Genomic DNA, 19,371 nt, shown 5'->3' on the forward strand with positions numbered 1-19,371 from the left:
AGGACTATCGGACTAGGGAAAGACGGCATTTGGATGCGAAGAAAGGCGCGTAGTCAGAACCTGAGGCCGGCTTCGCGCAACAGCGGCAATACCCGCTCGCCGAAGAACTCGAGGTCTGGCTGAAAATCGAAAAAGCTCAACTGCGCGCCGTCGATACCGGCCTCATGCAAGCGCACGATGTAGTCGGCGATCTGCTGCGGCGAGCCTGCCATCGAGATGTTGCCGCCCACCGCGCGCGCGGCTGCCTGATTGCGCTGTTCGGCGTTGCCGCGCCACGCGTGCGCGTCGCTCTCGAAGCGATGGAAACTGCCTTCGTCACCATGCGCCACGATCGCGTCGCGATAGGCGAGCGCTTCGGCCTCGGTCTCGCGGCAGATCACCATGGGATTGATCAAGGTGCGAACCTTGCGGCCGTACTTCGCCGCAGTCGCCTTCACGCGCGCCGTATGCGCGGGCAGCGCCGCTAACGCCGCTTCGATTTCGGAGCCGGCCGGACTGGTGATGAACACGACGTCCGAGTAACGCGCGGCGAAGTCGATGCCGGCGTCCGAGCCGGTGGCATTCACCAGAAGCGGGCGGCCGTATTTCGGCTTAGGCGTGACGAACGCCTTGTCGAGCTTCCAGCTGGACAGCGCGGGCGCGAAGGTGAAATTCTCAGGCTGCGCCCAGAGTTGCTGCACGGCATCGAGAAACTCGGCTGCCAGTTCGTAGCGCCGGTCATGTTCGATACGCTGCCAGCCGAACATTTCATGCTCGACGGCGCGATGGCCAGTGACGACATTGATGCCCCACCGCCCCTTCGAAATGTGGTCGAGCGTCGCACTGAATTTGGCGAAGTGCAGTGGATGCCACGGGCCATAAAGCACGTGGCTGGTGGCGACCAGAATGATGCGTTCGGTGCGTGCCGTCATCGCGGCGAGCGACATGAACGAGTCGAGCGCTTCACCATTGAATACGCCGCCGTAGCCGCCTTTCGGCAGCCACTGCGAGAGCGCGAAGACCAGATCGAAGCCGAACGCCTCGGCTTTTTGCACGAGCGCCAGGTTGTAGTCGAAGTTCCAGTCGGTGCTGCGAGGCAGCGTCGATGCACTCCAGCCACCCGCCTGAATCGGCAGGAAAAGTCCCAGCAGCAAGGGCTGTTCGAGCGCGCGCGCAACCGGGCTATCGGCAAACGCGGCCGGCGAACGAACCGGAACGAACGGTGTGGCGGCCCGCGCAGCTTCAGCGGAGGTCGTCGAATCCTGCGGTGCAGCGGCGAAAATGGATTGAGTCACAGTGATGGTCCGTGCCGTTTGGCGTGAAGAGCGCGCGATCGATGGCGCGGTCGGCCATCTCGCGTGATGTGCGAAGCAAAATATTCGCGGCGCCACGCCGACGCTCGCGTGAACGCAGTAGATCACGCAAGGTTGGGAATGCAAAACAACGAATTCTGCTTTTCAATTGAAGCGACGGATGCCGCGCAGCCGTGCTGCTATAGCGGAGATATCGCGTATGCATGAGGAACCCGCAGACCATCGTGGGTGAGTTGCGGCATGTGAGTGCGGTCGAGAAAAGCTAATCAGTTTTGCTTGCTTTTCGTTCCTTTCGACGCGTCTTACCATCCGCCATTCGCATCATAAAAAGGACACGTATGAACTCGAAAAGCGGCTTGCGCGAAAGCATTTGCGCCACGTTATTGGTCTTCACGCTGATCGGCGCCGGCCCGGCGCCCGCCCTGGCGGCGCCCGATCATGGTGGAACCCTGACATGGCTCGTCACGCCGGAACCCGCGTCGATCGTTCCCTTGACTACGACCGCCGGGGGCAATGCGGAGATCGGCCCCAAAGTGGTCGAGGGCCTGCTGACCTACGACAGGAACCTCAATCCTCAACCGTTGCTGGCGACCGCATGGTCGGTCAGCAAGGACGGCCTTGAATATCGCTTCACGTTGCGTCGCGGCGTGAAGTGGCACGACGGCAAGCCGTTGACTTCCACCGACGTCGCCTTTTCGATTCTGACACTCAAGCAGGTGCATCCGCGTGGCCGGAGCACATTCGCGAACGTCACGGATGTCAGGACGCCGGACCCTTACACCGCGATCATCGAACTGTCGAAGCCGGCGCCGTTTCTGCTGACCGCGCTGTCCGGTTCCGAGTCGCCGATCATCCCGAAGCACCTGTACGAAGGGACGGACATCGCATCCAATCCGTATAACAGCGCGCCTGTCGGCACGGGGCCGTTCATTTACAAGTCGTTCGTGCACGGCAGCTACATTCTTCTCGAGCGCAATCCGGACTACTGGGACAAGCCCAGGCCATACGTCGACAAGATCATCGTGCGTTTTCTTCCTGACGGCGCGGCCCGCGCGGCTGCGCTCGAATCGGGCGCGGCCAACCTCGGCGACCAGGCGATTCCGTTATCCGACGTCAAGCGCTTCACGACGCTACCTGACTTCACGGTGGACACCACCAATTGGCCCTATGTGAGCAACCACCAGCAGTTGATTTTCAATCTCGACACGCCGGTCCTCAAAGACAAGGCGGTGCGTAAAGCGATTTCACAGGCGGTCGACGTCAATGCATTGAACCGCGTAGTCTGGTATGGCTACGGGCAGGTTTCCGCGGCGGCGATCGGCGCGGCCAATACGAAGTATCACGATGCCGACATTCATTACTTTCCGTACGACGTGGCGCAAGCGAATGCCGCGCTCGATGCAGCCGGGTTCAAGCGCGATGCGCACGGGAAGCGGTTCAAGCTGCGATTGCTCTTTAATCCGTTCCAGGACCCGCGTGCCGCGGATTTTGTCCGTCAGTCACTGGCGCGCATCGGTATCGACGGCGAGATAGAAAGCTATGATTTCGCCACCTACGTGAAAAAGGCCTATACCGATCGCGCTTTCGATATCACGCTCGAAGCGCTCTCCAATGTATTCGACCCGACGGTGGGCGTGCAGCGCGTTTTCTGGTCGAAGAACTTCAAGATCGGACTGCCGTTCTCCAATGCCGCGCACTATTCGAACCCGGAGGTCGACCGCTTGCTCGAAGCCGCCTCGGTGGAGACCGACGAAGCCAGGCGCCGTCAGCTATTCATCCAGTTCCAGCAGGTCGTGCACGACGACATTCCGTCGATCGAGTTCGGTGCGAATCCGAGCATCACGGTGGTGTCGAAGAAGGTAAAGAACTATGCGCCTACCGGCGAAGGGTTGCGTGGGAACTTTGCCGATCTGTATATTCAGCGGTAGGACCGGGGGCCTCGCGTGCCGTCGCTAGCCCCCACACTCACTTTGGCGCGGATCGCTCTAACTGTCTTCGAACACGTACTGCAAGGGGCGGCCGTTGATACCGCCCTGGCTGTTGATCTCGTCCAGCGCGAGGTCGAAGCCGGCTTTCCACTGAGCGCCATATTGCGCATTCGGGCCGGTCAACGGTCCGCTGACTCCGAAGAAGACCGGCTCGCCGCTGGCGGGCGCCGCGGACGAGACACCGTGACAGGACAGCGCGAGCACGGCACCGGCGAGCGCGAAGAGACGCCGGAACAGCAAGGAAGGGCGCGAGGCAGGCATGAGTTGTTCCCCCGAAATGAGTTGGACTGCGAGTCTCTAACGCATCCCACCGGGCGACAACCAAGCGATTGGCATATCCATATGCGCTGGCCGGCGCAGGGCGGTTTCGATGCAACGCGAAGCCCGCTTCAGGCTGGAAACACCGGTTCGCCCAGCGTCAGCATCAACCGGTTTGCCCATGCGAAGATCGCGATCGCATGGCTCAAATCGAGAATCTGCGTATCGTCGAGGCCGGCGTGACGAAGCGCGTCGAGCGAGACAGGGCTGAGCGTTTCAGGATGCAGCGTGAGATCGATCGCGTACCGGACGATGGCGCGTTCGCGCTCGGTCGTGCCCGCGGTCCGCGGGTCCGAGAAGATCTGCTCGATCACGTCGTCGCGTTTCGCGAGTTGCTGGAAACGCTGCGCATGCACCGAGGCGCAGTACACGCAACCATTGATACGCGAGACGACCGTGCTCGCGAGCTCGCGCTCCGCGCGCGACAGGCCGCGAGGCGCGTACATGATGCTGTTGAACGCGCCGGAGCGCTGCCTGAGGATTTCCGCTTCGTGCACGAGCAGCAGGTAATAGTCGGAAGTCTTCGCTTGCGGGTGGCTTGTTTCGAGTACCGCGGTCTGCGCGGGCGACGCCTGCGCGAGCGGGACCGTGTCGAGCCATGCGCGCCAGCCGAGCGTCTGGGACGTGAAGCCGTGATCGGTGCTCATGCTTGTGCCTCCAGCGCGCGCAATGCGGCGACGACCCGCACCTGGTAGGTGACGAATGCGACCAGTTGCGAGAGTGCGACGATCGCACGCGTGGTCAGGCCGGCCGCCTGCAATGCCGAAAGAGCGGACTTGCCGGTCGCGGCGGGCTGAACGACCACGGCTTCGGTGTGAACGAGGATCGCGGCTAGTCGCGCGTCCGTCGTCACAACCGTGCCTACCGACGCCGGGCGAGCTTGCGCGATCGCCTCGAGCACCGTGCTGGTTGCGTCCGCATCCGTTTCGTCATCCGTTTCGCTAGCCGTTTCAAGCGCCAGCAAGCGCTCGCGATACGCTTGCGCGGTCCCGTCCGAGCGCGACAGCAGCGCGGCGTACCAGGCCGCGTAGAGCCGCTCGCGCAGCGTCAGATCGACGACATCGTTCGAAAACAGCGCGTCGTGGCTGCCTTGCGTATAGCGGGTGGCGTCGTAGCGGAAGGCGCGCAGCGCGGCGACGGGGCCATCGGGCGCCAGTCCCGCCAATGCGGCAACGAAGTCATCGGCGGCGGCAGCCGATGTGCGATCGGTCAGTGAAGACATGAAATAGAGGTCCGTAAAAAAGAGTCAGGCAGCGGTGTCGATTGCGCGCGCGTCGGCGTCGGCCCATTCGTCGCCGGCGAGCTCCGCGGTGTCGAAGGCCTGCAGCGCCGCGTAGTGCGCATCCCGGTCGGCGTCGAACAGCATCGCGGCAATCGCGCGCGCCAGACGTTGCGCCCCGTCGCTGATTGCGGGAATGTCGCCGGCGACTTTGCCGTGCGTCAGACTCGCGCCGTGATTGAAGCAGTGAATGCGCGCGAGCGCCGGACAGGTGCCCGCAATCCGTTCCTGCAACGCAAAGTTGCGGTCGAGGTCGGGCGAGCTCGCGAGGTCATCGCTCGGCAGATCAGGCGCGGGCTCGAAGCGGTCGCGCCAGCGGCGCACATGCGGCGCGATCAGCGCGAACTCGTCGCGCGTGTCGATCTCGGAGTGAAAACCGGTCGCGAAGATCAGGTAGTCGAGCGCGTAGCGGCCCTTGGGCGTATCGACGACCACCGTGTCCCCCTCGTGGCCCACGCGCGTGAGCGGGCTGGACAGATGCAGCCTCGCCTGAGGATACTGCGCGACGCGCAGCACGCTATCGCGCGGCGGCGGGGCCTGAGTCCGGGCGGAATAGTGCAGAAAACGCCATTTCCATTCGTCCGGCAGATGGGCGAAACCGTGTACGAGGCCGGGGCTGCCGATTCCGGTCAGCTTGTTGATGCGCGGCAAAGCATCGCGGCGCACGAACAGATCGACTTGAGCCGCGCCGGCTTCGAGCGCGGTCGCGGCATTGTCGAACGCCGACGCGCTGGCGCCCACCACCCCGACGCGCTTGCCGCGCAACGCGGCGAAGTCGATCGCATCCGACGAGTGGGCGCGCAGCCGCACGGGAAGCTCTCGAGCGAGCTCGGGAATGAACGGGCCGCCAAGGCCCTCGCGTCCGGTTGCCAGCACGACATGCCGCGCCAGCACGGTTTCGCGCTGCGGCTGGCTGCTGCCGGTCGCCGGTGCGTGAAGGAGATCGAGTTCGATCAGACCGTCGCCGCGCGTGCGCAGTCTGGTGACGCGCGTATCGTTGCGCACCGGCAAATCGAGCACGCGGCGATACCAGCGCAGATAGTCCATCCATTGCGCACGCGGAATCTTGTAGAGCGCGTTCCATTGCTCGCGACCGAACTGGGCCTCGTACCATGCGCGGAAGGTCAGCGCGGGCAGGCGGAGCGCGGGGCCGGTCAGTTGTTTCGGCGAGCGCAGGGTCTGCATGCGCGCGTAGGTGACCCACGGACCTTCCTCGCCTGCCGGCGCCTGATCGAAGAGCCGCTGGTTGTCGACGCCCAGCAGACGCAACTCGGCGCTCGCCGCGAGTCCGGCCATGCCCGCGCCGATAATGGCGACATCGAGCACGCGTTGCGCGTCGACGTTTCGCGCGGGCACCCAGGGCGGCGCGGGAAGTTCGAGCCAGTCGAGGTCTTCGCGAAGCCGGGTTTCAAGCGCGGCCAGTCTGTCGGCGGCGGGCGGCGGGTTGAATGCGGTCATGCCGGAACTCCGGTGTCGCGGTGAGAAGAGGAGGTGGAATCGCCGGCGCGGTCCGGGCTATCCATGCGATCGTGAGCGACCAGTGCGCCATGCTGCGACGCTGCGTGACGCACCGCGCCCGGCAGCAGAGCGTGCGAGACGTCCGCGAGCGTGGCGATCATCGCGTCGAGCGCGCCGGTGCGTGTTCGGCCGGACAGTGTGACAACGCCATACAGAAACGGAATCGGCACATCGAGCGGTCGCACTTCGACATCGGCGAGGCGCAGGCCGAACGCCGTCACCGGATCGACAAGGGCGACGCCGAGTTTTTGCTGCGCGGCCATCATGGCGTTGAGCGACGCGTTCGTTTCCAGTGCGACGTGAAGCGCAATGCCGGCCTGATCGAACGCGCGATCGATCCGGTTGCGCAGACGATAGCGGTTGGCGAGCGTCGCGACCGGCTGTCCGGCCAGACGCGCGAGCGGCAACACGGCATCTTGCGCGAGCGGGTCGTCCCGATGCAGCACGGCCACGCACGGCGCTTCAATGATGTAGTGCACGTCGAGGGCCGCATGATCGAGTGGCAGCGTGGCAATGCCGACATCGGCGGCACGCGAGAGCAACGCTTGCGCGACCTGCTCGGCAGAGGCGCTGCGCAGTTGCGTGTCGGCACGTGTGCGTTCTTGCGTGCACGCCAGGGGTAGCTTCGCGATGGCGCGCGGCGCCAGCGCCGCGGCGAGCGCGGGCGTCGCCACGATGCGCAGCGGCGTGGGCTCGTCGCGGCCGATCGCGCGCGCACTGGCACGGATCGCATCGAGGCCGATCAGCGAACGTTCCACTTCGTCGTAAAGCTGGAATGCGCGACCCGTCGGCGTGACGCGTGGCCCTTTCCGGTCGAACAGCGCGTAGCCGATCTCCTGTTCGAGATCCTGGATCGTTCTCGTCACGCCGGGCTGCGAGCGGCGCAGCAGTCGAGCCGCGCCGGTGATGCTGCCCGTCGACATGACCGCTGAGAACGCTTCGAGTTGATGCAACTCCATGCGATGCCTCATCCATGTGATGGGTGCATTCTAGAGGCGCTTGCATGCCCGATTCTTATAATAAATTCGGCTATGCAATTGACGAATGTTGCGATCCGCGGGCACGCGAACGCGCGCTTGTATCCATGCAGCCGCCCGGAGCAAGCGCGAAAAAGCCCATGAAACAAGGGGTTTTTTGCAAACTCGCGGTGCCGAACAAGCTCGGCGCACGGCGCTAATCATCCGTGCACATAAGCTTCGTGAGTGGGCAGGAATAAGCTTTGACACTTATCTTCGTTGGCCGGCTTCCAGGCGACATGGTTACATCGTCTCACTCTATTTCATGGCGTGAGAAAAGCATGTCGAATCTGTGGAACCACAAGCGCGGTGCAGCCCGCGCGCTGCTTCAACTGGCCGGCGCACTGACCATTGCCTTCGGCGGCGCCATGCCCGCCGCAAATGCTGCGGATTCCTACTGGGTCGGCGTGACCGGACCGCTGAGCGGACAGGATGCGCAATACGGCGAACAGTGGAAGCGCGGCTTCGATCTCGCGCTCGAACAGATCAACGGCAACGGCGGGATCAACGGCCGTTCGCTTGACTACGACTTCGAAGACAGCCGCAGCGATCCGCGCCAGGCCGTCGCCATCGCGCAGAAATTCGTCGACGACAAGCGCATCCTCCTCGAACTAGGCGATCTGTCGAGCGGCGCATCGATGGCCGCGTCGCCGGTTTACCAACGCGCCGGCCTCGTGCAGTTCGGTTTCACCAACTCGCATCCGGACTTCACCAAGGGCGGCGATTACATGTGGAGCACGGCGATCAGCCAGGCGGAAGAACAGCCGATGCTCGCCCGTTACGTCACCAAAGGGCTCGGCTTCAAGAAGATCGCCGTGCTGTACCTGAATACCGACTGGGGCCGCACGAGTAAAGACATCTTCGCGAAGGCCGCCACCGCGAACGGCGCCCAGGTCGTCGCGGCAGAGGCCTATCAGCCGAACGAGAAAGACTTTCGCGCGACGCTTACGCGCGTGCGCAGCGCGGAGCCCGACTCGATCGTACTGATTTCCTACTATTCAGACGGTGCGCAGATTGTTCGCCAGGCGCGAACGGCCGGGGTGCACACGCCGATCGCGGCTGTCGGCTCGGTGTATTCGCCCAAATTCCTCGATCTGGGCGGCCCGGCGGTGAATGGCGTCTACACCGAATCGAACTTTTTCCCCGGCGATCCGCGTCCGGAAGTGCAGAGCTTCGTGCAGCGTTATCGCGCCAAATATGGCGCCGAGCCGGACACCTTCGCCGCGCGCGCCTACGACGCGATGATTCTCGCGAGCGAAGTGATCCGCCGCTATGGCGCGGACCGCACGGCCGTGCACGATGGATTCGCAAAGATCAACGACGTGCCGAGCGTGATTTTCGGCAAGTTCAAATTCGACCCGCAGACGCGCCGCGTGGCCGGTGCCAGGAACCTGGATCTGGTGGTCAAGGACGGCAAATTCGCGTTGTGGGACGGCGTGAGCGCCGTACACGCGCAATGATCGAACCCACCATAAACGCGGGCTACAGGACTGACACGCTATGACGGCCTGGTTCGACTACACGATCAACGGACTGATCGTCGGCAATATCTATGCGTTGCTGGCGGTCGGCCTCGCGCTGATCTTCGGCGTCTCGCATCTGATCAATTTCGCGCACGGCTCCGTGTACATGGTCGGCGGTTTCATCGGCTGGCTGTGTCTGACGCGGCTCGGCTTGCCGCTGCCGGTCGCGCTCGTCGCGACCATCGCGGGTTGCGCGCTGCTCGGCGTCGTCATCGAACGGATCGGCTTGAGGCCGCTGCAGGGCGCGGCGCGGATCGCGCCGCTGCTCGCCACGATCGGCATCAGTTTCGTGCTCGACCAGCTCGCGCAAATCGTCTTCGGCCCCGACCCACGCCCGGTGCCGAGTTCGTTGCCGGAATGGACGCTCTCGCTCGGCGGCGCGACCCTCGGCTCGCTCGATCTGCTGATCGCGGCGATCGGCATCGGTGCCGCGGCCGTGCTTTACGTGTTTCTGCGCTTCACGCGGCTCGGCTGGGCCGTGCGCGCCACCGCGCAGGATCGCGATGCCGCGCAGCAGATGGGCGTCAACGTGAATGCCGTGAATCAGGCCGTATTCGCGATCGCCTGCGGGCTCGGCGGCCTGAGCGGCTTGCTGGTGGGCATGTACTACAACAGCATCGATCCGGCGATGGGCTTTCAGGCCACGCTGAAGGGTGTCGTCGCGCTGCTGATCGGCGGGCTTGGCAACGTGCCGGGCGCGATTGCCGGCAGCCTGCTGCTGGGCCTCGTCGAGAGCTATGGCGTGGCGCTGTTCGGCACGAGCTATCGCGACCTGTTTGCGTTCGTGCTGCTGCTGGCGTTTCTCGTCTGGCGGCCGAACGGGCTGTTCAGTTCGAGCCGCCGCTTGCCGCCCGAGCCACTCACGGGCACGTTCCTGTCGAACCGCAAGGCGGTCAGAATTCCGCCTCGCGTGATCGTCGCGGTGGTGGCGCTCGCCTTCGTCGTGCCGTTCGTGACGCCGTCGGCGTACGTGCTGCAGACGCTGACCAACGGCTGGATCTACGGGCTGCTTGCGCTCAGCCTGACACTCGTCGCGGGCACCGTCGGGCAGATTTCGCTCGGCCACGCGGCACTGCTGCTGATCGGCGCTTATGCGTCGGCGCTGTTGTCGGTGAATCTGGGCTGGTCGCCCGCAGTGACGATTCCGCTCGCCGGGCTGATCACCGCGGCGATCGGCACGCTGCTGGTGTATCCGTCGTTCCGGCTGCGCGGACATTACGTGTCGATTGCGACGCTCGGTATCGGCGAGATCATCGGGCTCGTGGTGTTGAACTGGGACAGCCTGACGCGCGGGCCGGTCGGCATCACCGGCATTGCGCCGTTGTCGCTGTTCGGCTGGCAATTGACCGGCGTGCGCGCGGTGTACTGGTTCACGCTCGCGGTACTCGTGCTGCTCGCGCTGCTGCAAGTGCGGCTCTTGCGCTCGCACCTGGGCCGCACATGGCGCGCGATCCGGGAGGACGACGTCGCGGCGCGCGCGTATGGCGTGCGGCCCAACCGCTACAAGGCGATCGCATTCGCGTGCGGCGGACTGGCGGCCGGCATTGGCGGCGGTATCGCGGCGCATCTGTACAGCTATATCAACTACCAGAGCTTCGACTCGCAAGTGTCGATCCTTGCACTGACGATGGTGATCCTCGGCGGTCTGGGCAGCGTGGTGGGCGCGGTGGCGGGCGCGATCGCCCTCATCAGCCTGCCCGAACTGTTCCGCTTCGCCGCCGATTACCGGATGCTGATCTACGGCGTGATTCTGCTTCTGCTGGTGCGCTTCCGGCCGCAGGGCCTGTTCGGCGCGGTATGACGGAGGCGACCATGACTTCTTCTTCCAGCGCTGGCGCGGACATTCTGTTCGACGTGCGGCGCGTGACGCGCCGCTTCGGCGGCCTTGTCGCCGTCGACGAGGTGAACCTCTCGGTGGCGCGCGGTGAATGCGTGAGCGTGATCGGACCGAACGGCGCCGGCAAGTCCACGCTGTTCAATCTGCTGACGGGGATCGATACGCCCGACTCGGGTTCGGTGCGCTTCGGCGGCGAAGACGTGACCGGCATGGCGCCGGAACAGCTCGCCGCGCGCGGCGTCGCCCGTACGTTTCAACATGGCCGCGTGTTCGGCAACCTGAGCGTGCTGGATAACGTGCTGATCGGCGCGCACGCGCGCCTGGCGATGACGCGGCGCGGCTGGCCCGTGGTCGGCGCGTTTGCCGAAGTGCTGCGCGCGCTGATTGGGCCCGCGCCGGTGCGCCGCGAGGAAGCCGAATTGCGCGACGAAGTGAAGGCGCTGCTCGCGCGTTTCGGCACACGCCTCGCACCTCGCATCGACGAGCCGGCGCACAGCCTCTCGTACGCCAACCGCCGGCGTGTCGAGATTGCGCGGGCGCTGGCGCTGCGTCCGCGCATCCTGTTGCTCGACGAGCCGACTGCCGGCATGAACGAGTCCGAGACCGCGGAAATGCTTGAACTGATTCTCGAACTGAAACGCGACGGGCTCACCATCCTGCTGATCGAACACAAGCTCGACCTCGTGATGCGTCTGTCCGATCGCGTGCTGGTACTCGACGACGGCCGCAAGATCGCGTCGGGTCTACCGGACGAGGTGCGCAACGATCCCGCCGTGATCGAAGCTTACCTTGGACATCGACACGTCGGCGCGCAGGCCGGCCGCAACGAAACGGCCGCCGCATGAGCACGTCAAGCCTGCACCTGGTGTCGTCGCACGATTTACCCACTACACAACTCGCCATGACTGAGCCGTTGCTGAAACTCGACCAGATCGACACGTTCTATGGGCAGATACAGGTCCATTTCGGCCTGAATCTCAGCATCGGGCGCGGCGAGATCGTGAGCCTGCTGGGGGGCAACGCGAGCGGCAAGTCGACGGCGATGAAAGTGATCCTCGGTCTGCATAAGCCGCGAAACGGCACGATCAGCTTCGACGGCAAGCCGTTGAACGGACTGCCGACCTCGCAGATCGTGCGGCGCGGCATCGCTTCCGTGCCCGAAGCACGGCGGCTCTTCGGCGACATGACGGTGCGCGAAAACCTGTTGATGGGCGCGTTTGTGCGCAGCGATCGCGCCGGGATCGCCGCGGACTACGAACGCATGCTCGAGCTCTTTCCGCGCGTGAAAGAGCGGCTGACACAACGGGCCGGTACGCTCTCGGGCGGCGAGCAGCAGATGCTGGCCATGGCGCGCGCGTTGATGAGCCGTCCCGCGCTGGTTTGCATGGACGAGCCGACAATGGGGCTGTCGCCGCTCTATGTCGACAAGGTGCTCGAACTGATCCAGACCATCAACCGGCAGGGCATCACGTTCTTCATGGTCGAGCAGAATGCGAGCCTGGCCTTGCAGATCGCGCATCGCGGCTATGTGTTGCAGACCGGCCGCGTGGTGTTGTCGGGCACCGCAAGCGAACTGCTCGGCGATCAACGCATTCGCGATGCGTATCTTGGCGGATCGCTCGCGGCGGAAACGGCGTCGTGAGCGCAATGGTATAGCGCTCACGATGTGCTCGGGGCGATTGTCGAGCGTGCGCCACCCTCTGTGGCAGGAGGCTCGCCGTTTGGCGCGATGACCATGGCGAGCGGCGGGTGCGGCATGCCGCCGGCGCCCAGTTGACGGCCGACTCTCCGACAGTCGCAGATCAGGAACCGCCCACGAGTTCGAGCGTCGCGCCGTGCGTGAATTCGCGTGCGAATTCACGGGGCGAGCCGCCCGCCTGCGTTTCCAATGCGACGGCGAAGACCCCTTCACCGCGTGTGGCCAGATGGTCCCGAAGGTCGGATGCCAGACCAGCAGCGGGTTCGTGTGGCGTGCGTGACGGGCTGACGAGCGTCAACGTCGTCGTGCCGAGCGGCAGGATGGCGAAGCTGATGCCGTAGCCGGGCAGCGGCGCGCGCGGCACGCTGAATTCGCCGAGCAAAGCGCGATATCGGGCGAGGCTGGCATCCAGATCATGCACGGCCAGCGTGAGGTTCGCCACGCCGCGCGCGCCGTTGGCATGGTGACGCACGTCACCTTCGGCGACGCGTAAATGACGCGGCGTCAAATCCCCGCACAGGAAGGGCAAGTCCGCGCTGCGCGGCTTGCCGATCTGCCATTCGAGCCGCTCGCCGTCAGGCCGCACGCGCCCGCCGGCGATGGGGCCGTCGTAGCGCAACCCGCGCCCGTGAGCGGCAACTATCGTCGCCGCGACCGAGTGCGGCAGGAGCGCGAAATCGACGAACCCGTCCCCGATGCGATGGCCGGCGTCCCACCAGCGATGTTCCGGGGCGTCGCGCAGAAACGCGATCAGTTCGACATAGCTGCCATCCGCGAAACCGATCAGCGCGTTGTGGGTGGCGCCGTCGGCGTGCGTGCCGCCACGTTGCACCGTAAAGCCGAGCGCGCTGAAATGGTTGATGGTCTGTTCGAGATCCTGCACGCGGATCACGATATGGTCGAGTGAAAGGGACATGCCGGCTTGACTCCTCAGGAGGGTGGCCGACGAGTATGCGAAGCCGCCGGAAAAAACACTAACAACGGATTGTCGATTGCATAGTGCGATGCGTGAATACGATTGAAAACCCGCCTCGCCCGCGGGCCGGATCCCGCTATCAGAATGCGAGTCGCCCTTCCGCCGCGATGACGGACAGCGGATCGCGCTGGCTCTGCACTTCGCGCGCCTGCAGCGCTTGCGGCAGCGACGTCTTGTCGCCCGCGCGGCCGATCGCGATAGCGGCCTCGATCGAGTAGCTGTCCGGCACGGCAAGCGTTCGAGCCTGGAATCAGGACGCCCCGCGGGGACGCCCCAAGCGATGCCGAGCCACTTTATCCGCGCGCGCCGCGCGACTGAACCGATTTATTTTCGCAACGTTATTCCTGCGCCTCCGTTTGCCGGAGGTGATTTGCGTTTGATCCATGGCGCGAAAACCATTCCACAAAACCTTCTTTGCGCTTCCTTTTTCAGGCCGTTAGATTCGTTCGTATGGCAATGAATCGACGGAGGCCGTATGGCCACGCTTTCAGCGACGTTTTTCTGGGCCGGATTCCGGCATCCCGTGCGCACCCTGAAGAAGCAATTGTCGAGGCACGCGCCCCCTGCGTCGGATGCGTTCGATCAATCCGCCGGCGAGAGGTCTGTTCGAGACTACGGAGCCCAGTCGTCCGAACGGCTCGAACGCATCGCGGCTTACGCACGCTGCGGCTACTTCCATATGGAATACACCGCCGGCATGTTCGTCGTGCCGCTGGAGATGCCGCCGCAATGACGGCGCGGCGAGTGCGAAGCAGGCCGGCGCGGAGCAGGATGGTCGCAAGCGGGAGCGAGCAAACCGATGCTTCTTTAGAAATCACAATTAATTGGTTCGGCTTCGGCCGTGGATCTTTCATAGTGTCTCCTGATGGCTATAGGCGGTTGCTTTCGCCGTCGTCTTGAACCGGCGCGTAAGGATGCGCGCGATATCGAAGGAGACGTCATGACGCTTGAACTCGTAGAACGACCCGCCCACGCGCTGCTCGAAGCCGCCCGCGCCCGTGCCGGCGAAGCCGGCCTTTCCTACGCCGGTGGCGTGTCGCCGCAGGATGCATGGGCGCTCGTGCAGGCTGGCGCGGCCGTGCTGGTGGACGTACGCACCGCCGAAGAGCGCAAATTCGTCGGACTCGTGCCCGACAGTCTGCATGTCGCGTGGGCGACCGGGACGGGTCTGACGCGCAATCCGCGCTTTGTGCGTGAACTGGAAGCCAGAACGGGCAAGGATGCAGTCGTGCTGCTGCTGTGCCGCAGCGGCAACCGTTCCGCGCTGGCTGCGGAAGCTGCCGCGAAGGCGGGCTTCACGCAGGTTTTCAACGTTCTGGAAGGTTTCGAAGGCGAGCTGGACGACGCGCAACGGCGTGGCGCCAGCAATGGTTGGCGCTTTCACGGGCTGCCGTGGATTCAGGACTGAAGAGCCAGATCGTCCACGCTGCACTTTACGGGAGTCACCGCTGTGGCTGTGTTTGATGTCGATGAGATTGTCGAGGCGCTTCAGACGGTCCGCCAGCAATGGCGCGAAGTGCAGAAGCGCTCGCTCGAACCGGGCGGGCGCGAATTACCGGGGCGCGAGGCGCTCGCGGAGATTATCGATACGCTCAAGGGCGTGCTGTTTCCGATGCGGCTGGGTCCGCCCGACCTGCGTCAGGAAAGCGAAAACTTCTACGTCGGGCACGCGCTCGATGCCGCGCTGCATGCGCTTCTGAGCCAGGCGCGGCTGGAGTTGCATTACCGCAGCCGGCATCAGCCGCCGCCCGCCGCCACGATCGAAGCGCAGGCGGACATGGCGGTGCGCGCGTTCGCGGCGCGCTTGCCGGCGATTCGCAGCCTGCTCGACAGCGACGTGCTGGCGGCGTTTCACGGCGACCCCGCAGCCGGCAGCGTGGACGAAGTGCTGCTGTGTTACCCGGGCGTGCTGGCGATGATCCATCACCGGCTGGCACACGAGCTTTATGGGCTGGGCTTGCCGCTGCTCGCCCGCATTGTCGCCGAACTCGCGCATGCGCAAACCGGTATCGATATCCATCCCGGCGCGAAGATCGGCGCGGGGTTCTTCATCGATCACGGCACCGGCGTGGTGATCGGCGAAACGGCGGTCATCGGCGAGCGCGTGCGTCTTTACCAGGCCGTCACGCTCGGCGCGAAGCGTTTTCCACGCGATGCGCAGGGTCACCTGGAAAAAGGCCGTGCACGCCATCCGATCGTCGAGGACGACGTGGTGATCTACGCGGGCGCGACCATTCTTGGCCGCGTCACGCTCGGCCGCGGTTCGGTGATCGGCGGCAATGTGTGGCTGACGCAGGACGTCGCGCCGGGCTCGCATGTGACGCAGGCCGTGTCGCGCAACGAGGGCGCTGGCGCCGCCGTGAATGCCGGGCGCTCGCCGCGCGGTCATGCGGACGCCACCGCTGTCGCGGCGAGGGCCGCACGATGAGCGGACTGGTCAGGGAGTTCGGTGCCGCGGTGCGGCGGCTTCGCGAGACCCGCGGCTGGTCTCAGGAGCAACTGGCCGAGTACGCCGGACTCAACCGCTCGTATGTCGGCGAAGTCGAACGCGGCTCCGCGATCGCGTCGATCGTCACGGTCGACAAACTGGCCCGCGCATTCCAGGTGCCGATCGAGCACCTGCTCACCCCGGCTTCCGACCCCGCGGGCATCGCCGCATTCGCGCGCGCTGCGTTCGTCGATCCCGCATCGGCGAGCTAGATCCCGCTTTACCGTCTATAGCATGTTGAAGGGCCGGGGTGGTCTCTCGATAATCGCTTTTGCTCATAAGCTTTCCCGCTTTTCTTCTATCAACCCCGGAGCTTCAGATGACAGCAACAGTGGGCGGCCTGACGGCGCTCGGCGATAACGCAGCACGGCAACTAGCCAATGCCACCAAAACCGTTCCGCAACTTGCCACGATCACGCCGCGCTGGCTGACTCATTTGCTGCAATGGCTGCCGGTCGAGGCAGGCATCTATCGCCTGAACCAGGTGAAGAATCCGGAAGCCGTGGTGGCCGCCTGCACCGCGCGCGAAGATGAAAGCATCCTGCCGCGCACCTTCGTGCCGTACGAAGAGCAGCCGCGCGAGTACTTCCTGAATGCCGTCAGCACGGTCCTCGACGTCCACACGCGGATCTCGGATCTGTATAGCAGCCCGCACGATCAGATCAAGGAACAACTGCGCCTCACGATCGAGACGATCAAGGAATTGCAGGAAAGCCAGTTGATCAACAACCCGGATTACGGCCTGCTCGCCAACGTGGCGGAAGAGCAGCGCGTGTTTCCGCTGACCGGCGCGCCGACCCCCGACGATCTGGACGAACTGTTGACCAGGGTCTGGAAAGAGCCGGCGTTCTTCCTGACGCATCCGCTCGCGATCGCCGCCTTTGGCCGCGAATGCACGCGCCGTGGCGTGCCGCCGCCGACGGTCAGCCTGTTCGGCTCGCAGTTCCTCACATGGCGCGGCATTCCGCTGATTCCGTCGGACAAGGTGCCGGTTGCCGACGGCAAGACCAAGATTTTGCTGCTGCGCGTGGGCGACAAGCGCCAGGGCGTGGTCGGCCTGTTCCAGCCGGGTGTGGCCGGCGAGCAGGGGCCGGGTCTGTCGGTCCGCTTCATGGGCATCAACAATCACGCGATCGCGTCGTATCTGATCTCGCTCTATTGCTCGCTCGCCGTGCATTCGCCGGACGCGCTGGCGGTTCTCGATGACGTGGAGATCGGCAAGTACCATGACTACCCAGACACCTACAAGTAAGCCCATGGAGAGCGTCCTGCCGCACGATGTGCCGGGCGGTCCGTCCGCAGGTTTGCCGGCGGGTTTGCCAGATCCCGCCACGTTGGCGTCGCTGGCGAATGCGTTCTTTTCGGCGTTGCCGGGCAATGCGCCGCAGTCGGGCGCGACGCCCGGCGTCGCCGGCACGCTGCCGTTCACGGCGCCGGTGATCAGCGAGATCAGCAATCCTGCGCCGGCGGGTTCGCCACTCGCGGGCCCTGGCGGCACGGGTACGGGCGTGCCCGGTGCCGCTTTGCCGCAAGGCCACGTGCCCGGTGGCAACCTGCTGCCCTCGTCGCCCACGCATGTCCTGTCGCTGGGCAACCGCGCGCCTGCGCTGGCGCCGCATGCAACGGCGCAGAACGGTTTGCCCGATAGCGTCGTGACCATTGCGCCCGCACTCGATCCGCGCTTTGGCGGCGCCGCGCTGGGTGTGCCGCAAGGGCATGGCGCGCAGCGTCCGGCCGCCGGTGGTGCTTCGCCGGGTTCGCCGGTCTCGCCTGCTTCTCCGGTCTCGCCGGTCTGCGCATCGCCGTTCTATTTCGTGAGCGAATCGGGCCAGCCTCACTCCGCGACCACAGCATCGCCGGATATCGTCGTGCCGGTCTGGAACGAGGTCAGTGCGCAATCGTTCGGTCTGCCGGGTGTCGACGAACCGCTTGCCGAGCAACGTTTCCCCTATGACCGTCCCGCTGCCTCGCATGCGGCGCCGCCGTCGAAGCCCGCGGCACACACGGGCGGCTCGCACTATTTCCTGAATCCGGGCGAGCCGTCGCGCTCCGCGGGGCAGGTGCCAGGCGTGCCGCATGCCGGAGCGTCCGCCCATCCGCCATTCGACGTGAATGCGATTCGCCGTGATTTCCCGATTCTGCAGGAGCGAGTGAACGGCCGCCAGCTGGTGTGGTTCGACAATGCCGCGACCACGCACAAACCGCAGGCGGTGATCGACCGGCTGGCGTATTTCTACGCGCATGAAAACTCGAACATTCATCGAGCCGCTCATGCGCTGGCCGGCCGCGCCACGGACGCGTACGAAGCCGCGCGCAGCAAGGTGCAGCGTTTCATCGGCGCGGCCTCGCCGGAGGAAATCATCTTCGTGCGCGGCACCACCGAAGCAATCAACCTGATCGCGAAGACGTGGGGCGTCAAGCATGTCGGCGAGGGGGACGAGATCATCGTCTCGCACCTCGAGCATCACGCCAACATCGTGCCGTGGCAGCAGCTTGCCGCGCAAACCGGTGCGAAGCTGCGGGTGATTCCGGTCGATGACAGCGGCCAGGTGCTGCTCGACGAATACCGGCGGCTGCTCAATGACCGCACGAAAATCGTCTCCGTCACGCAGGTGTCGAACGCGCTCGGCACGGTGGTGCCGGTCAAGGAGATTGTCGAGCTCGCGCATCGGGCGGGCGCGAAGGCATTGGTCGACGGCGCGCAGTCGGTATCGCACATGCGGGTGGACGTGCAGGCCATCGACGCGGACTTCTTCGTGTTTTCGGGTCACAAGGTGTTCGGTCCGACCGGCATCGGCGTGGTCTACGGCAAGCGCGCGATTCTGGAAGACATGCCGCCGTGGCAGGGCGGCGGCAACATGATCGCCGACGTGACGTTCGAGCGCACGGTGTTCCAGCCGCCGCCGAATCGTTTCGAAGCCGGCACGGGCAATATCGCCGATGCAGTGGGTCTGGGCGCGGCAATCGATTACGTTCAGCGCGTGGGCATCGAGAATATCGCGCGCTACGAGCACGATCTGCTGGCGTATGCGACGAGCGTGTTGCAACCGGTGCCCGGTGTGCGTCTGATCGGCACCGCGCGCGACAAGGCGAGCGTGCTGTCCTTCGTGCTGAAGGGCTACGAGACCGAGGAAGTCGGTCAGGCGCTCAACGAAGAGGGCATTGCCGTGCGCTCGGGGCATCACTGTGCGCAGCCGATCTTGCGACGCTTCGGCGTCGAAGCGACCGTGCGGCCGTCGCTCGCGTTCTATAACACCTGCGATGAAGTCGACGCGCTGGTGTCGGTGGTGCGACGGTTGTCTTCACGACGCTAAACAAAGGCGGCGGCCGGCCACGGCTGCCGCCTTTTTCCTTCATGCGCCGCGCGAGCGGCAATGCCCGCGCTTTCCACCGCGTCATTATCCACCGCGTCATTTCCGCCGTGTCACATAGCGCGC

The 19,371-nt window shown here is 64.9% G+C and carries 18 protein-coding genes and 1 pseudogene; 11 read left to right on the plus strand and 8 right to left on the minus strand.

What is annotated here, in order from left to right; translation table 11 throughout:
- Positions 1-53 precede the first annotated feature (53 nt).
- A complete protein-coding gene (locus tag CJU94_RS21755; protein WP_208645417.1) occupies positions 54-1,262 on the minus strand; it encodes an LLM class flavin-dependent oxidoreductase in 1,209 nt (402 codons plus the stop codon).
- A gap of 368 nt (positions 1,263-1,630) precedes the next feature.
- Between CJU94_RS21755 and CJU94_RS21760 the strand changes: the two genes are divergently transcribed.
- Entirely contained in the window at positions 1,631-3,220 is a 1,590-nt protein-coding gene (locus CJU94_RS21760; RefSeq protein WP_095420775.1) for an ABC transporter substrate-binding protein, read from the plus strand.
- Positions 3,221-3,280: 60 nt separating this feature from the next.
- Here the strand turns inward: CJU94_RS21760 and CJU94_RS21765 are convergent.
- The 5 genes and pseudogenes from CJU94_RS21765 to CJU94_RS21785 all read right to left on the minus strand — a co-directional run.
- Positions 3,281-3,541 (minus strand): annotated as a pseudogene (locus CJU94_RS21765) (ABC transporter substrate-binding protein); the annotation flags it as partial.
- A gap of 128 nt (positions 3,542-3,669) precedes the next feature.
- Positions 3,670-4,245 (minus strand): peroxidase-related enzyme, encoded by a 576-nt coding sequence (locus tag CJU94_RS21770; RefSeq protein ID WP_095420776.1) that lies wholly within the window; start codon positions 4,243-4,245, stop codon positions 3,670-3,672.
- Positions 4,242-4,820: a CMD domain protein gene (locus CJU94_RS21775; RefSeq protein ID WP_095420777.1), complete on the minus strand. Its 579-nt coding sequence runs from the start codon at positions 4,818-4,820 to the stop codon at positions 4,242-4,244. The genes CJU94_RS21770 and CJU94_RS21775 overlap by 4 nt, the downstream gene beginning before the upstream one ends.
- A 24-nt stretch (positions 4,821-4,844) precedes the next feature.
- On the minus strand, positions 4,845-6,335 hold the full coding sequence (locus tag CJU94_RS21780; protein ID WP_095420778.1) for an NAD(P)-binding domain-containing protein: 1,491 nt from the start codon (positions 6,333-6,335) through the stop codon (positions 4,845-4,847).
- Positions 6,332-7,354 carry a LysR family transcriptional regulator gene (locus CJU94_RS21785; protein ID WP_095420779.1) on the minus strand — a complete coding sequence of 341 codons (1,023 nt, stop codon included), beginning with the start codon at positions 7,352-7,354 and terminating at the stop codon, positions 6,332-6,334. Before CJU94_RS21785 ends, CJU94_RS21780 begins: the two co-directional genes overlap by 4 nt.
- Before the next feature lie 425 nt (positions 7,355-7,779).
- On the opposite strand from CJU94_RS21785, the gene CJU94_RS21790 reads away from it, so the two are divergent.
- The 4 genes from CJU94_RS21790 to CJU94_RS21805 are packed head-to-tail and all read left to right on the plus strand — an operon-like array spanning position 7,780 to position 12,413.
- Complete coding sequence (locus CJU94_RS21790; protein WP_425272229.1) at positions 7,780-8,871, plus strand: ABC transporter substrate-binding protein; 1,092 nt, start codon at positions 7,780-7,782, stop codon at positions 8,869-8,871.
- Between the two features lie 40 nt (positions 8,872-8,911).
- Entirely contained in the window at positions 8,912-10,735 is a 1,824-nt protein-coding gene (locus CJU94_RS21795) for an ABC transporter permease (RefSeq protein WP_095420781.1), read from the plus strand.
- Positions 10,736-10,746: 11 nt separating this feature from the next.
- Positions 10,747-11,616 (plus strand): ABC transporter ATP-binding protein, encoded by an 870-nt coding sequence (locus CJU94_RS21800; RefSeq protein ID WP_095420782.1) that lies wholly within the window; start codon positions 10,747-10,749, stop codon positions 11,614-11,616.
- Entirely contained in the window at positions 11,613-12,413 is an 801-nt protein-coding gene (locus tag CJU94_RS21805) for an ABC transporter ATP-binding protein (protein WP_095420783.1), read from the plus strand. The genes CJU94_RS21800 and CJU94_RS21805 overlap by 4 nt, the downstream gene beginning before the upstream one ends.
- 160 nt (positions 12,414-12,573) lie before the next feature.
- On the opposite strand, the gene CJU94_RS21810 is transcribed toward CJU94_RS21805, so the two are convergent.
- Both CJU94_RS21810 and CJU94_RS21815 read right to left on the minus strand, forming a co-directional pair.
- The gene (locus CJU94_RS21810; RefSeq protein WP_095420784.1) at positions 12,574-13,386 is read right to left on the minus strand and encodes a VOC family protein; all 813 of its coding nucleotides are present in this window, start codon (positions 13,384-13,386) and stop codon (positions 12,574-12,576) included.
- A 139-nt stretch (positions 13,387-13,525) separates the two neighbouring features.
- On the minus strand, positions 13,526-13,675 hold the full coding sequence (locus CJU94_RS21815) for a nitroreductase family protein (RefSeq protein WP_244221046.1): 150 nt from the start codon (positions 13,673-13,675) through the stop codon (positions 13,526-13,528).
- Positions 13,676-13,921: 246 nt separating this feature from the next.
- Between CJU94_RS21815 and CJU94_RS21820 the strand changes: the two genes are divergently transcribed.
- The 6 genes from CJU94_RS21820 (at position 13,922) to CJU94_RS21845 (ending at position 19,248) form a co-directional block, all read left to right on the plus strand.
- A complete protein-coding gene (locus CJU94_RS21820; RefSeq protein WP_095420785.1) occupies positions 13,922-14,179 on the plus strand; it encodes a hypothetical protein in 258 nt (85 codons plus the stop codon).
- 207 nt (positions 14,180-14,386) lie between these two features.
- On the plus strand, positions 14,387-14,854 hold the full coding sequence (locus CJU94_RS21825) for a rhodanese-like domain-containing protein (protein WP_095420786.1): 468 nt from the start codon (positions 14,387-14,389) through the stop codon (positions 14,852-14,854).
- A 42-nt stretch (positions 14,855-14,896) separates the two neighbouring features.
- On the plus strand, positions 14,897-15,874 hold the full coding sequence (epsC, locus tag CJU94_RS21830; RefSeq protein WP_095420787.1) for a serine O-acetyltransferase EpsC: 978 nt from the start codon (positions 14,897-14,899) through the stop codon (positions 15,872-15,874).
- Positions 15,871-16,146 carry a helix-turn-helix domain-containing protein gene (locus CJU94_RS21835; RefSeq protein ID WP_095420788.1) on the plus strand — a complete coding sequence of 92 codons (276 nt, stop codon included), beginning with the start codon at positions 15,871-15,873 and terminating at the stop codon, positions 16,144-16,146. The genes epsC and CJU94_RS21835 overlap by 4 nt, the downstream gene beginning before the upstream one ends.
- Before the next feature lie 107 nt (positions 16,147-16,253).
- The gene (locus CJU94_RS21840) at positions 16,254-17,186 is read left to right on the plus strand and encodes a family 2A encapsulin nanocompartment shell protein (RefSeq protein WP_095420789.1); all 933 of its coding nucleotides are present in this window, start codon (positions 16,254-16,256) and stop codon (positions 17,184-17,186) included.
- Positions 17,161-19,248: a family 2A encapsulin nanocompartment cargo protein cysteine desulfurase gene (locus CJU94_RS21845; protein WP_425272223.1), complete on the plus strand. Its 2,088-nt coding sequence runs from the start codon at positions 17,161-17,163 to the stop codon at positions 19,246-19,248. Before CJU94_RS21840 ends, CJU94_RS21845 begins: the two co-directional genes overlap by 26 nt.
- Positions 19,249-19,371 lie beyond the last annotated feature (123 nt).

The sequence above is a fragment of the Paraburkholderia aromaticivorans genome, assembly GCF_002278075.1.
Classification (GTDB): Bacteria; Pseudomonadota; Gammaproteobacteria; order Burkholderiales; family Burkholderiaceae; genus Paraburkholderia; species Paraburkholderia aromaticivorans.

What these genes read in the sequence shown, in the direction of transcription:
- CJU94_RS21840 (WP_095420789.1), top strand. Translation starts at nt 16,254, where the DNA reads ATGACAGCAACAGTGGGCGGCCTGACGGCGCTCGGCGATAACGCAGCA.
- CJU94_RS21820 (WP_095420785.1), top strand. Translation starts at nt 13,922, where the DNA reads ATGGCCACGCTTTCAGCGACGTTTTTCTGGGCCGGATTCCGGCATCCC.
- CJU94_RS21825 (WP_095420786.1), top strand. Translation starts at nt 14,387, where the DNA reads ATGACGCTTGAACTCGTAGAACGACCCGCCCACGCGCTGCTCGAAGCC.
- CJU94_RS21805 (WP_095420783.1), top strand. Translation starts at nt 11,613, where the DNA reads ATGAGCACGTCAAGCCTGCACCTGGTGTCGTCGCACGATTTACCCACT.
- CJU94_RS21775 (WP_095420777.1), bottom strand. Translation starts at nt 4,820, where the DNA reads ATGTCTTCACTGACCGATCGCACATCGGCTGCCGCCGCCGATGACTTC.
- CJU94_RS21790 (WP_425272229.1), top strand. Translation starts at nt 7,780, where the DNA reads ATGCCCGCCGCAAATGCTGCGGATTCCTACTGGGTCGGCGTGACCGGA.
- CJU94_RS21800 (WP_095420782.1), top strand. Translation starts at nt 10,747, where the DNA reads ATGACTTCTTCTTCCAGCGCTGGCGCGGACATTCTGTTCGACGTGCGG.
- CJU94_RS21770 (WP_095420776.1), bottom strand. Translation starts at nt 4,245, where the DNA reads ATGAGCACCGATCACGGCTTCACGTCCCAGACGCTCGGCTGGCGCGCA.
- CJU94_RS21760 (WP_095420775.1), top strand. Translation starts at nt 1,631, where the DNA reads ATGAACTCGAAAAGCGGCTTGCGCGAAAGCATTTGCGCCACGTTATTG.
- CJU94_RS21795 (WP_095420781.1), top strand. Translation starts at nt 8,912, where the DNA reads ATGACGGCCTGGTTCGACTACACGATCAACGGACTGATCGTCGGCAAT.
- CJU94_RS21785 (WP_095420779.1), bottom strand. Translation starts at nt 7,354, where the DNA reads ATGGAGTTGCATCAACTCGAAGCGTTCTCAGCGGTCATGTCGACGGGC.
- CJU94_RS21835 (WP_095420788.1), top strand. Translation starts at nt 15,871, where the DNA reads ATGAGCGGACTGGTCAGGGAGTTCGGTGCCGCGGTGCGGCGGCTTCGC.
- CJU94_RS21780 (WP_095420778.1), bottom strand. Translation starts at nt 6,335, where the DNA reads ATGACCGCATTCAACCCGCCGCCCGCCGCCGACAGACTGGCCGCGCTT.
- CJU94_RS21810 (WP_095420784.1), bottom strand. Translation starts at nt 13,386, where the DNA reads ATGTCCCTTTCACTCGACCATATCGTGATCCGCGTGCAGGATCTCGAA.
- CJU94_RS21845 (WP_425272223.1), top strand. Translation starts at nt 17,161, where the DNA reads ATGACTACCCAGACACCTACAAGTAAGCCCATGGAGAGCGTCCTGCCG.